Consider the following 12,220-nt stretch of genomic DNA (forward strand, 5'->3'; position numbering starts at 1 on the left):
AACCCCGCCAACCACTTAAGGTTGACGGGGTATTTTTTATACACAGTTATGCCAAAACCATTCTAAATTCAAATTCATTTCTCATGTAATATGCATCAGCAACCTTAACGCTGACTGGGCTCCATTTTTGTACTGGACCCTCACAATCAATTACGCAGCCAGCTAGACCACCACGCCGTTCAAGTATATCTACCTGAGACTGTGACAAGGCAGCTGTTAGAAATTCTGCATCCGTCTTCAAGACTTTGTATACATTACTCAATACGATCACTCCTATGCATAATAACGAATCTTCAGGCTTGCTCCAAGATAACCGCAAAGTTCACGGTGCACATATTTCATTTAATATCAGACTTATCATTTAGTTGATATAAAATATTATTCAGGACGTCGATCAATCCATTTCTTTTCATAGCATCTCTATTGGTGAACATCTCTTTAATTTCATCTTTCATCCTGTTAATTCCAGATATAGAATATACTAAAATAACGGTAGCAACGGTGATTGTAACAAATACACCAATATCTTTAGAAATATCTATGGATGTTGTAGTTGTTGCAGAAACATCTTTAATGGAAGCTACAGTTGATGCTGAATTATTTGAATAGTAAATACCGTAAATGCGATTAAGGAGTTGCGTTAAATTGGGTATTAAAAAGGCAATTATTAAACTAGGAGCCACTAAAGGAGGGATCTTTCCCTTGTTGTTATCGTTCTTCAGTTCTTCTACTAACTTCTCTAATTTCCATTTAGAATATAGTCCATTCTCAATTATGTACTCAGTTATTAAATGAACCTGCACATCCATGGCAAGACTTCCCCATTTTTTGGGATCACACCTTAGTGAATATCGCCGATTCAATACTTTTGCAGCTTCTAAATCAAATCTCTTTACCATGTATGTCATCACAATCATGATAATTAGTAACGCAGATACCGATATTATCGTCCACCAAAAATAAAAATCATGCAAAATTGAAAAAGTAATAAATGATATTATGGTAGACAAAAAAATTGCTACAAAAAAACACAGAGTAGTTTTGTACCACCCTCTGAATTTTTTCATATATGGATAAATTAAGACACTGTAAGCAGCATTGCTTTTGTAAAATTCAAAAAGACGATCTTTCACCAGCTCACCTCGCAAAAATAAAAGCAATAAAAATTATGGTTCTTAAAATTCAAGTACCAACAGTATAAAATATTTGGAACATTATGTATATGTACTCTATATCACCGGTAAGTAAAATTTTCCTGAACTCAAAGAAGTACCCCGACCATAATGGCAGGGTACAATGCTTCCGTATATTCTTAATGTAAACCATTTTCCACACAATGTATGTGACGATAAGGAAAGTTATCCTTAACAGAAAGAAATAACCTTCCCAAGTGTTTTAAGGTTGATGGACACTTTAAGTGCGTTATAAATTCTGTTTTTTAAGATATTATTATACGCTTATAAAAAATATCAGTAATATCTATATTTGTGAAGGAATTCCCATTGAAAATAGCACCCCTATTTTAACGTTGAGGTGCTGTGCCCTGAGTCCTTAGCGTTTTCTTTGCATACTTTTCCAAGCCTCTTTCCCATGAGAAAATCCACATTTTCAAATGAGGGACTATACCAATAACAATCAAAAATACTACTGCAATTATACTAACAGAAATGTGTCCAATTAACCAAAACTTAGACTCTTTAAAATTCAAGAATTCTGAATTAGTAGCTAGTATCTTAACTGATGATACTGCAGATGCCAAAGCAACTATTAAAATCGGAACAATCTTTATCAGTTCATCAATTAAAGATAATCCCTTTTTCAATAGAATTCTTCTGTTTTCTGCAGTTTTTTTATCAATCCATATTTGCAAATTTTCAATGTTTAATGATAGGTTTTCATCGTAAGATTTGATCCCATCAATAAATGTATGGAATTCTACTCTATTTTCATTAATAACAACAAAAATCTTTCTTTTAGTACTACCTTCATGTTTTACGAAACAATCCCTAATTGTACTTTCCGGAAAAAAATACTCATTACTTTCGGGTTGGAAATTTTCCGGAGAATTCCTTCTATTATATGAAAGATAGGAAAGATATGAATTAATCAGTTTCAAGACATCTTCTTTTTGTGCACTTTCAAGGTCCGTTGGAAGGTTCACAAAGGAGTACATCTTCGACATACTAGGCTTACTTTGTTCTTTTAACCAAACAAAAAACCTAGTAGCTGATTGATCATGATAAATTGGATCATACCAATCGATATAAGTTTCGTTGGGTAAGGACAAATCACCAATGAAGGAAACGTAAGCACCATCTGATTTATTCTCTAATTCTCCACCTGAAATGTCATTAGTGATAAAAAAAACCTTTACGCGATCTGTTCCAATTGAAATTGGTAGAGAGAAACCATTAATCCCCCTGCTTATTTGAGTAAAATCAATTTCATTAGCATTTTTTCCTGACTTGTATATAAGTGTAGTAACCCAATATTTCAGAAAAACTTCAATATTAAATGTACAAACTTCCAACTTTGATTGAAGAATATTTTCGAGCCCATTATCTTCGTGGACATCATAAACATCAACCCAAGTATTATCCAAGATACCTTTTATTCTTAATTCTTCAGAACAATCTTCAGAGCCATCCCCTTGTAAGTTACGCCATTCTCTCCTGAAATCATTCAAGTTTCTAAAACTTCGTGGTAATTTCGAGACATCAGATAAGAGATTGTCTAGAAATTGAACCTCAACTTCTGATAAAATCTGATCCATCATTTTAATCAGTCCTTATCATATTTTCAAATTGTTCAATTAAATTCACTGCATCTCCAGATGAAAGATTAATCATTTTTTGCATAATTCGAATTATTTTATTAGCGTATTCTGTACTTCTAGTTCTGCTATGTCTAAATTTAATAACCAGATAATCAATCAGATATTCTCTCAAAGCTAAATAAGTAGACAAATCCAATTCAACTAATCCATCAACAACTATCTCTTCCACTTTTTGAGATAAAAAATGCCCAATATTTAACAATATTGTGGTTGTTAGGTTTATCGCTTTTTCCCCTAAAGAAGAATTTGACTTATTATTATTTAATAGTAAAACTAGATCTTGCTGAATTTCTTTTTCTTTTTTTCTTCTTTGTGTTTGTAGGGAGCCTTTATTCTTTATTTTCATCAGCTCATCAATCTGCATACTAGTAGGTTTAAAGTAATGACTTTTTAGAATGGTCCACTCAATGTCCACAATAATTCTATCAAGAACATCCGTTTCAACAAATGTTTCAATCTGAATTCGACCATCTTCTGATATTTTCAAATTAAATCGATGTCCTTGCACCACACAAGTAGATTGTAGTTCGTAAATTCTTAATTTAGCATGGCTATTAACGGCTTTAACTAAGGGATCTTCATAGTTCATTTTATTTAAGCCATATATATCTACCTTAAGATCATTGTCTGTCTTTAGGCGTGGTGAAGAAACTTCACCATTCAACTTCAATTGAATCATAATAAGCTGCGCCTCATCAAACACTACTTCATTAATAATTGGTGTTTGAGGGTGGAATAAAAGAAATAAGACGTATAATACATCTGTTGAGTTCTTCGCAGTTCCGTTTGGATTAAAAACCGCTACTAAGCCAGTTGAATGATACAGCCTAACTTCTATAAAGAAGGTGTTAATTGATACCTCAGGGATCGGTTCATATATATAACTCTTCATTTCAATTTTAAATTTAACATCCATAAACCCTTGCTTATATCGAGTGTCTTCGATAAAAAGATTATATTTCAAACCAGTTGGAGAGAAAGTATCGACTTCCTTCATATTCTGATTTCTATTTTTATAACCATCAATTCGATTACTGATTGCATCTGTAAGAGTAAAATCAAACCCACTTAATTTGTATAGCTTGACATTTAATTTATCGCCCAATCGGCCAAACATTTCAAAAGCCTCTTCCATTTCTCTATAGATCTGATCCTCTTCATTGTTACAGGATTGACTTAAACCTACATAACAATTATTTTTATTGATTTCCAGTGTTGCTCCCTCTTCGTCAACAATATTTCCATGCTGCCTAAAAGCTTCGATAAAATCAGGAGCATAAATTCTTTCAAACATTTCTTTCAGATTATAACCGTCTCTAAAAAAGAAAGTTCGATCCGACATAACTAGTCAACCTCCATGTGCCGAACTAATGAAGATGCAGCTAGTCTTTTCAACTCTTCTTTTTGCTTTTCAAGCGTGTCTAGAACTGTTTCTATGAAAGCATGTGGACTCATTAATTCCTCATACGCTTCCTCAAGATCTGCTGGGTAGATTGTATTTCTTCCCTTTTCATGTCCAACTTCTTCAGCACGTTTAACTAGAATCATAGTGATTTGCTCTAGTTGCGCCATTAATGTTTCTTTCGCATCTGCAGAAATTCTGCTCTCAACTTTTGTCTTTACAAACTTGGATAATGTTCCTTTTCTTGAAACTCTTATTTCACCACTATCACCTTCAATATCTTCTTGTTCTTCATCTTCATCACGTATTGTGCCATTTTCAGAGACCATATCCTTTTCCCCTCAGCTATTTGTCTAATCCAAATAAGTGAATAAATCTATACTAAAGACAACATGCAATAGTTTAAATTAGATTTATATGCTTAATGGACTACCTAAAATATACCATCTGATCTAAAGGAAGGATATGATTAATTTAGAAATAGCACGAATCTCCATTTTCAATTTGAGTATTTCCGTCCAGTGTTGTTCAACTAAAAGTTTTTTACATTATACAATGTCTTTATTTTCAACTTATTTATAATTAATCACGTAGGAACAGATGACTTTTTCATCCTTCACTAAATTAGAAAGAATATGCTAAAAATTAACCCTACCAACGTCCGGCAGGGTCAAGGTCTAAATTATAAGGGGGTCATGTGATTACTATAATCCTCTTAGCTTAAATAAGTATGAATCTCAATTAAAGGTTTGCTTGAATTCTCTTGCCCAACAACTAAGACAAGTGGGCATATTTCTTTAATCTTTTGTAGTTCCATCCCGTTTGCTAAACGCCAGTTCAAAGAGTCCCGTTGCTGATAGTCCAGCTAACCCTCCAGCCCACAATCGTAGAGTTAAATCTAAATCTGTAAACGGATAAGCAGCTACACCAATCAACAGACCGATAACTAATCCAATCAAGGGTAATATATTTTTGGGTACGTTAACCGAAATCTTCACGAACTGTACACCTGCCAACACAAAAACGGCGATCACCGAGGAGAACGCCAGTACATTAGTTAGGTTTTGATTGTCCATTAATTATTTATCCCCCTTCGCAAATAATCCCATGTTGTACAACATTTGAATCACATTAAGTTCTAGCTTTGACTTTTCTGCTGATGTAGTTATCGCTCCAACCGCTTTAGCAGCCCTAATAGCTTCTGTATAATTGATGGCATAGGTTTCTTTGCCGGAGATATTTAAACGCTTCTCAATAGTTGCTAGGCGCTCATCCTGCTTAACTACGATTGCTTCTAACTCCTCAATTCTACTCATGTCTTCATCTACCTCCCCTTTTAATCGCTCTATAATAGCTGATGCTTTTGCCATAGCGATTTCTGATGGCTTAGCGCCTGCACGTAACTGTGAGGTGGTCAGCTCAAAAGTCATTTGAAAATGTGGTGCGTCCTTAATAGAAACAAAATCACCGCCCCATTCGAAACCGAGAGCTTTAGCTTCCTGAACTACCTCCGTCCAATCAGCTACCTTGTCACCATCACCATCACGTTTTAAATCCCAAGATACCTGTTTCCCATCTGGGAGTAATAATGCGAAGTCGATAGCTAGTCCAAAGTTATGATAACTGGTCCCGCCCTTGGCGTTGGTTACGATGTTTCCTGGCTTAGTGCGCCCCTGTGCATATAAAGCGTCTTGTTCGGCAATTGTACGTAACCCTTGAGTTACCAAAATAGGCACTCCCCGAGCGTAACAGCGTTCAATTAATACTGTCGAAGCAGCCAAAACAACCGGATGCAACCCGATCAATCTCGCAGATGATTTACTTTTCACTTGATTAAGTGTCAGCATGACTATTTACCTCCTCCTAAAAAGATGTATCCGATAATAGCGATTATCGTGCCGCTCAGAACCCATTTCACAAGATCCATCCAAATCTTCCGCTCTGCGGCGCTATCCTTCCTGCCGTCTCTTAGTAAGCTGAATATTCTTGTATCTAAACTATCAATCTTCCCGATGATATTAGTATATTGAACCTTCATCTCGATAGTCGTTTCCTTTAATTGAGCGAGACTCTGCTCATGTCGGCCAACACTCTCTTCCAGAACTTTCAGTCGTTTATCTGCTGCTACTGCCTCACCAGATAGCCGTACAAACTCATTCTTCATGGATGACAACCCATGTTCTACATCCTCGATTCGCTTTTCCAACTCTACACCTCCAGCCCCTCCTTGTTGATTGACTCCCCCGTCAGACATAAAACAGCTCCCCTCTCTATCTATTGATCAATATAAATAGCCCCCGTATAGCTACGAGGGCAAAATAAAATAACGCCTAAATTTGAGCAAAAAAGACTCCATAAAAATTTGTTCAAGTAAACCATAAAAAAGCACCTCATAATTTAGAGGTGCTTTTTCTATAATTATATTTCGTAAGCAGCAAAATTGAGATGATAAGATGGCATTGTCGTAAAGTTCGGTGCGTCTACAACCACATAAACAGTCGCCCCTGGCGGTATAAAAAGATTAGAAAAAACCTGTGACTCCCAAGTGTTAGCTTTAGCCGTATAGAGGACTCCAGTATCTGCAAGCCCGCCGCTATTGTGACGAACTATCAGACCAGCTCTTGTTGGTCCATTACCGCTAAATCCCCCAACACTCACGCCAATTCTCTTAAAAGTGCTGGTAGTGTTTGTCCACTTAAACCAATCTTGATCAGTAGCACTCTGTATAAAGAGATCATACACAACTCCACCAAGAACCCCACCCGCACCATTTAGAACTAAACTTATTGCACTATCTTGTGTATCTCCTATACCTATAACTCGTGGACTAATTTCAGTCGCAGCAGTTTCAGTTTCTTCGGCAAATGCAGAAGCCGATGGAATCAAAATTACGGCTGCAACAAGAAGTACTGATAGAATTTTTTTTATTTTCACTATGCTTCCATCCTTCGATTAGAAAGTTAATCGGCCGATTACATATTAATAATATCATCCGACACGATACATACATATAGTTCAAAAGTTTCCATTATTTTATAAATTCGACGCAAATGTTGTCCTTTAATGTAAATCAAAAGTGAAAACCGTCTGATGCTGTTATTCGACACCTAGATATACACAAAAATGAAGGAACTTGTATCCACAGTGGTCCTAATCGCAAAATAAAAACGCCTACTATATGGCGCTATCTGTAATCTCTTTAGCTTGTTCAGTCGTTATCTTTTTGGCGGTAACAAATACTTGCACCTGCTCGCCCGTATACAACCCTGCGTCAAAGTATCGCTTAACCAGTGCGTACCAGTTCATTTACAATACACCTCCTTCCACGAGACTCAACAGTAAGGCTGCCTGATCTTGCTCCGCTTGATCTTGCCTTGCCTGTGTCTGCACTAGCTCCAGTAATAAAGCAGCGTTATCGGCTCGGAGTTGCTCGGTCTCCGTCAGCTCAGGTGGCTTATTAGCCTCGGATTCCAGATATGCCGCCCATGCCGCCACTAATTCCACTTCTGTCGGCTGCGGCTCGTCCAGGTTCCACTCGGCGATATATTGCCCTCGCTCTACAATGTCGTAGTCAACGCCCTCGATTAGCCTATTAAAGTTCACTACATAATGATAATGTACATCCTCTATATATTCGGTTTCATCTTCATCCAAGGGGCGGATTTCGTAGCGCGTCCGTCCGTCTACTCCTTCGCGTAGTACAGGTTCAGCTCCATTATCCTGCACTATAAAGTCCTGCGTTGGATTAGCATTTGGGTATAGATACATAATTGCTTGGGATCTATTCATCTTTTTGCCCTCCTATGCAATTCTTGTAACGGCAAAGTGATTTAATTCACCGTTTGAACCAAGTGTATTCAAGCTTCCAGCGCTGGTGTCTAAAAATGTGTAGATTTCGACATACATTCCAGCAGTTAGCTTTATAGGCGTAGAGCCTTGCGCGTATAAAGTGTTACTTCCCACAGGGGAACTTCCAATGTCTGTGTTTCTAGCTCCATTAACCCACGCTGTTAATACCAATACCGTTCCTGCTGGGGCTCCTGTGATGCTAGACGCGGCAGATACAAGATAAACGCCATCCTGTGAAGCTGTGAATCTGCTTATGCTGGCGTTGTACTCAGAAAGTGGGTCGAATACTTTCGTGGAATACACAAGCTTAACCATTGTTTTGCTTGTGATGGTTTGTGCTATTGTATGCCATGCTTTAAAATTGCTCCGCGTGGATAGTGTATTATCTCCCCATGGGTTAAGAACTCCAGTGCGAGTAACTATTCCACCTTGTCCAATAGCGTCTCCGCCATCAGCAGCAAAATCTGAACTGGTGATTAAAGAACCGACAAAAGAGTACAGCCCAATTGTATTTCCTGTACCTGTGATGCCTTGCATAAAAACTTGGCTATAGTAACCCACAGTAGCGACGTTAGCCCTATTACTTAACACAGAACTCATCACCCGACCATTCCCCACTTGTACATCAAGTCCATTCTGTGCGCCAGTACCAACCGCACGCATATTTGTAAAAATAAATCCGTATGCGTAACGTGCGATAAGCGCAGATGATGTTGTTGATGTTACATTAAATCCGGAGATTTCAACTCTACCGTAAGAATCTCTTATTGTGGCACTCAATATGTTGTGTGTCGTGGTTGCGGAGACCGCACCTTTAAGCACAATCCCACCCGCGCCTTGTACAATAAAGCCTGAAATAACAACATCTTCAGCATATGTCCCTGCTGCAACGTTGATATTGACTGCGTGATTTACGATCTGCGGAAGCATAGTAATAGCCTTTTTAATCGTCTTAAATGCCCCACTTGCAGTATTTTCTAATCCTGTATTACTATCATTACCATCTGTACGGACATAGTAGGTAATATCTGCTGTTGTTTGTTTTGGTCTAGCGTTTAATTGATCTTGGATTGGACTTGTTACGCCGTAAAGCTGATCTAGCAGAGCGTTGTTCACTCTGCCACTACCAATCTTTAGCATGTCAATATATGCTTCTGAAGAGATATCACTATCCATAATAGAATTCGCCGAGTTAATCTTACTAAACGCAATTCCAGCATTGGCGTTTACGTCCGCATTCACAATTACTCCAGCAGTTATTGCCGCTGTACTTGTACCAGCTGCCATTGTAATATCGCCTGAAATAGCCGGAAGCCGCGCCGCCGAAAGTGTTCCGGTGCTCAAGTCTCCTGCCGATTTGGTGCCTAAATCCGCCAAGCTCGATCCGGCTTTATTGATCTTGCTCCACGCAATTGCCGCCGCTGCATTAACATCGGAGTCCACAATAACCCCCGCTGCGATAGCTGTAACCCCATCACCGGTACTGGTAACGTCTCCAGTATGGTTCGGATGTGTGTAGTTATTTGCGCCTGTTGCGATACCCGCTAGCTTTGTTTTTTCAGCTGCGGTGTAATCGTTCGTAGACAGTTGTTTGCCAGTAACTTTATCGACCTTACTAGTAACAGCATTATCCAAGATATCCATATTTCCGTTCAGATCGGCTATATCAACAATATCTGTTCCCTCTGGCTTCTTTAATCCCAAATTACCTGTAGTTTGCATATGTCACTCTCCTATCCAAAAGTTCTTAAGTCGTTCCATGTACCAGTACCAGCAGTATTCCATGATATTGCTTTAAGCGAATCCCAGAAGGTATACGTATAAGCAAACTCATAAGCTAGGTGGGCTGGCTTAATTTCATCAATTATCTGAATTAGTCCAGCCATATTCGGTGGTATGCCTAGAATCCCAATAAATCTGATAATGAACCGGTATTCTCCTGGAACTTCTTCTACGGATACATCCCCGCCAGCAAAAGCCGATGCTGTTCGTTGAATCATTTCGGGTGTCGTTGTGCCAGTTCCCCGCCGTTTAGCCTTAATCATTTCTCTTCTACTTACGTAAGACTTTGATGGATCCGAACTTAATCCAAGTTCAGCCTCCCAACGTGTAAGGCTCCATGTTGCAGTTTCAACATAAGCCTGATCTAGCACGTCCTGTACACCTGTAGTTAAGCCATGTATTTCAATACCTAGTTGTTTCTGCAGTTCTTCTATTTCTTGTACTCCCCTGTAATAGGAAGGTAAGTATTTCATAAGATCAACTTTATTTATCTCATCGCTGTCTTCTATTTCTTCAGCCGAAAAAAGTAGAGTGCTGTATAAAGAATCTCCATAGCTCAACTATCACACCCCCTTTAATTGGTTCCACGTTACTGGCCCCTTACCCATGTATTCGGAGTGTGTATGTGATGAAGGTGTGAACGTTGCTGGTTTGCCAGCTACACCGGACCAAGGGACTGTATCGGCGTTAGCTGCATAATCCACTTTCCCATCATTGTTAGTGTCATAGATACTTTTGAGCATGTCGCCTGAGCTTTGAGCAGCTACAAGTAAAACATTACCACCTGTTGTTCCTATATATAGCTTACTAGTATCGGTACAATAGCCGAGCTCGCCTATTGCCAATGTCCCGATTGCACTTTCTATTCCTCTACGTATCTGGATTAATACTTTTCTCGCCATCTCAAAGCCTCCTAGAACGTGCCCCCATCAATCGTAGCGACCGTGAGTTTATTTCCATTGGCCGCATCATAAACGATACTGGAAGCATCAATATTAGCCTCGATCCCGGTCGCGTTAACAACGATGCCTTTACCTGGCTTGGCAGCTACAGTAGTTGAATCCACAACAACCCCGTTACCCGCTCCGACTGTCAACGTCACTGTATCAGACTGACCACCACCAGTTAGACCATTACCCGCTGTAATTGTCTGAAGAGCGCCGCCTGTCCGAACCCACGCCGTACCATTCCAGCTATAAATCTTCTGCTCATCGTCCACATATGCAGTCCACCCTACAGCAGGAGAATAGTAAGCCCATGCCCCAGACTGATACTCCGCTATCTGGTTTGTCTTACCCGCCCATACCCCTGTCGCTGACGCAGGAATAATGTAACGATCGGCTTCTACTGGACTTGCTGGTGGAGCTAATAGATGTTGATCTTTTACCGAAGCTTGCGGTTCAATATTGTGTTTTGCCAATTCGATTTCATTTTTTATTTTTTGTGCGGACCAAATATCTGTAATGGCTGTGCCGGAATCATTAATGACTCGGTGTTTAGTTGCATCGTCAATATGACTCTTAATTTCAGCCGCCGTTTTAGTATTCGTTCCATCTGACACCTTATTGATATGCCCTGCACTAACATCAGCCTTTAATATCCTTGCATAAGTAGCGCCATCCGCTATATTATCTAGCGACCCCGTTAAATCACTGAGTGCTTGGGCGTTCACTCGCCTCCAAGCTGCCCCATCATCAAAATAAAGATATCCACTATTCGCCCCGCTCGTTACGTAAAACAGACGTCCAACCGATGCAGCCACCGGACGAGAAGCCTCTGCTCCGGATAAAGCTCGCCCAACCATTGAGTTTGTTGTACCGTCTCCGATATATATTTCTTTAGTATCTGTACAAAAGCCCATTTCGCCAACAAGCAATGCACCATAAGTGCTAAGTTGAGCTTTAGTACCACGTTTTATTTGTATCGTCTGTGCCATCTTATACCCCTCTCGTAAATGAGCCACCGTCTATAATTCCACTCGATTTATAACGCTCTACCTCTGTTTGTGTGGATGTTACTGCTTTCTGTAGCGCGTTAATATCATCAGCTTCCACGGTATCCCCTGGTGTATCATAGGTTACATAGACTTCGGCAACACTACTAAAAATCTTAATTAGCCGGCGCCATGGTGTATCACTTGGAATAGTTAAAGTCCAATTTGTTAATTTATCACCAGTTAATTTACTTCCGCTATAGACTTGGATAGTAGTGTTATTGATATTATCGTGATTCAATAAACCCTCATAAACGCCTGTAACAAGTGTTATTCTTTCCTCAATAACATAGTTGTTTCCTGTTGGATTTTTGTTCAGCTTCGCTTGAAAAACATCTATTTTATTCGGGTAGGCCAT

General features: G+C 39.1%; 16 protein-coding genes. All 16 read right to left on the reverse strand.

Going from position 1 to position 12,220, the window contains the following annotated elements:
- Positions 1-46: 46 nt before the first annotated feature.
- Positions 47-262, reverse strand: a complete 216-nt coding sequence (locus tag M2444_RS17385; protein ID WP_481857506.1) for a hypothetical protein — start codon at positions 260-262, stop codon at positions 47-49.
- A gap of 76 nt (positions 263-338) precedes the next feature.
- The gene (locus M2444_RS17390; RefSeq protein ID WP_280787582.1) at positions 339-1,133 is read right to left on the reverse strand and encodes a hypothetical protein; all 795 of its coding nucleotides are present in this window, start codon (positions 1,131-1,133) and stop codon (positions 339-341) included.
- 389 nt (positions 1,134-1,522) lie between these two features.
- The gene (locus tag M2444_RS17395; protein WP_280787583.1) at positions 1,523-2,776 is read right to left on the reverse strand and encodes a hypothetical protein; all 1,254 of its coding nucleotides are present in this window, start codon (positions 2,774-2,776) and stop codon (positions 1,523-1,525) included.
- Between the two features lies 1 nt (position 2,777).
- On the reverse strand, positions 2,778-4,178 hold the full coding sequence (locus tag M2444_RS17400; RefSeq protein ID WP_280787584.1) for a hypothetical protein: 1,401 nt from the start codon (positions 4,176-4,178) through the stop codon (positions 2,778-2,780).
- Between the two features lie 2 nt (positions 4,179-4,180).
- Positions 4,181-4,567, reverse strand: a complete 387-nt coding sequence (locus tag M2444_RS17405; RefSeq protein WP_280787585.1) for a histone-like protein — start codon at positions 4,565-4,567, stop codon at positions 4,181-4,183.
- Between the two features lie 468 nt (positions 4,568-5,035).
- Positions 5,036-5,314, reverse strand: coding sequence for a holin (locus M2444_RS17410; protein ID WP_280787586.1), 279 nt, complete (start codon positions 5,312-5,314; stop codon positions 5,036-5,038).
- A 3-nt stretch (positions 5,315-5,317) separates the two neighbouring features.
- The gene (locus M2444_RS17415; RefSeq protein ID WP_280787587.1) at positions 5,318-6,085 is read right to left on the reverse strand and encodes a M15 family metallopeptidase; all 768 of its coding nucleotides are present in this window, start codon (positions 6,083-6,085) and stop codon (positions 5,318-5,320) included.
- Positions 6,086-6,087: 2 nt separating this feature from the next.
- Positions 6,088-6,492, reverse strand: a complete 405-nt coding sequence (locus tag M2444_RS17420; protein ID WP_280787588.1) for a hypothetical protein — start codon at positions 6,490-6,492, stop codon at positions 6,088-6,090.
- A 164-nt stretch (positions 6,493-6,656) separates the two neighbouring features.
- Complete coding sequence (locus tag M2444_RS17425; protein WP_280787589.1) at positions 6,657-7,172, reverse strand: hypothetical protein; 516 nt, start codon at positions 7,170-7,172, stop codon at positions 6,657-6,659.
- Positions 7,173-7,412: 240 nt separating this feature from the next.
- Positions 7,413-7,544, reverse strand: a complete 132-nt coding sequence (locus tag M2444_RS17430; protein WP_280787590.1) for an XkdX family protein — start codon at positions 7,542-7,544, stop codon at positions 7,413-7,415.
- Positions 7,545-8,027 carry an XkdW family protein gene (locus M2444_RS17435; RefSeq protein ID WP_280787591.1) on the reverse strand — a complete coding sequence of 161 codons (483 nt, stop codon included), beginning with the start codon at positions 8,025-8,027 and terminating at the stop codon, positions 7,545-7,547.
- A gap of 12 nt (positions 8,028-8,039) precedes the next feature.
- Positions 8,040-9,809 (reverse strand): hypothetical protein, encoded by a 1,770-nt coding sequence (locus tag M2444_RS17440; protein WP_280787592.1) that lies wholly within the window; start codon positions 9,807-9,809, stop codon positions 8,040-8,042.
- Positions 9,810-9,820: 11 nt separating this feature from the next.
- Positions 9,821-10,429, reverse strand: a complete 609-nt coding sequence (locus tag M2444_RS17445) for a putative phage tail protein (protein ID WP_280787593.1) — start codon at positions 10,427-10,429, stop codon at positions 9,821-9,823.
- A 3-nt stretch (positions 10,430-10,432) separates the two neighbouring features.
- A complete protein-coding gene (locus M2444_RS17450) occupies positions 10,433-10,771 on the reverse strand; it encodes a hyaluronate lyase N-terminal domain-containing protein (protein WP_280787594.1) in 339 nt (112 codons plus the stop codon).
- An 11-nt stretch (positions 10,772-10,782) separates the two neighbouring features.
- Positions 10,783-11,805 carry a DUF2793 domain-containing protein gene (locus M2444_RS17455; RefSeq protein WP_280787595.1) on the reverse strand — a complete coding sequence of 341 codons (1,023 nt, stop codon included), beginning with the start codon at positions 11,803-11,805 and terminating at the stop codon, positions 10,783-10,785.
- 1 nt (position 11,806) lies between these two features.
- The gene (locus M2444_RS17460; RefSeq protein WP_280787596.1) at positions 11,807-12,220 is read right to left on the reverse strand and encodes a phosphoglucomutase; all 414 of its coding nucleotides are present in this window, start codon (positions 12,218-12,220) and stop codon (positions 11,807-11,809) included.

The organism is Paenibacillus sp. PastF-3 (assembly GCF_029893135.1).
Taxonomy (GTDB): domain Bacteria; phylum Bacillota; class Bacilli; order Paenibacillales; family Paenibacillaceae; genus Paenibacillus_AQ; species Paenibacillus_AQ nitricinens.

Coding starts and splice junctions, on each gene's coding strand:
- M2444_RS17395 (WP_280787583.1), bottom strand. CDS start 2,776: ATGATGGATCAGATTTTATCAGAAGTTGAGGTTCAATTTCTAGACAAT.
- M2444_RS17460 (WP_280787596.1), bottom strand. CDS start 12,220: ATGGCCTACCCGAATAAAATAGATGTTTTTCAAGCGAAGCTGAACAAA.
- M2444_RS17420 (WP_280787588.1), bottom strand. CDS start 6,492: ATGTCTGACGGGGGAGTCAATCAACAAGGAGGGGCTGGAGGTGTAGAG.
- M2444_RS17455 (WP_280787595.1), bottom strand. CDS start 11,805: ATGGCACAGACGATACAAATAAAACGTGGTACTAAAGCTCAACTTAGC.
- M2444_RS17440 (WP_280787592.1), bottom strand. CDS start 9,809: ATGCAAACTACAGGTAATTTGGGATTAAAGAAGCCAGAGGGAACAGAT.
- M2444_RS17400 (WP_280787584.1), bottom strand. CDS start 4,178: ATGTCGGATCGAACTTTCTTTTTTAGAGACGGTTATAATCTGAAAGAA.
- M2444_RS17405 (WP_280787585.1), bottom strand. CDS start 4,567: ATGGTCTCTGAAAATGGCACAATACGTGATGAAGATGAAGAACAAGAA.
- M2444_RS17450 (WP_280787594.1), bottom strand. CDS start 10,771: ATGGCGAGAAAAGTATTAATCCAGATACGTAGAGGAATAGAAAGTGCA.
- M2444_RS17415 (WP_280787587.1), bottom strand. CDS start 6,085: ATGCTGACACTTAATCAAGTGAAAAGTAAATCATCTGCGAGATTGATC.
- M2444_RS17430 (WP_280787590.1), bottom strand. CDS start 7,544: ATGAACTGGTACGCACTGGTTAAGCGATACTTTGACGCAGGGTTGTAT.
- M2444_RS17435 (WP_280787591.1), bottom strand. CDS start 8,027: ATGAATAGATCCCAAGCAATTATGTATCTATACCCAAATGCTAATCCA.
- M2444_RS17410 (WP_280787586.1), bottom strand. CDS start 5,314: ATGGACAATCAAAACCTAACTAATGTACTGGCGTTCTCCTCGGTGATC.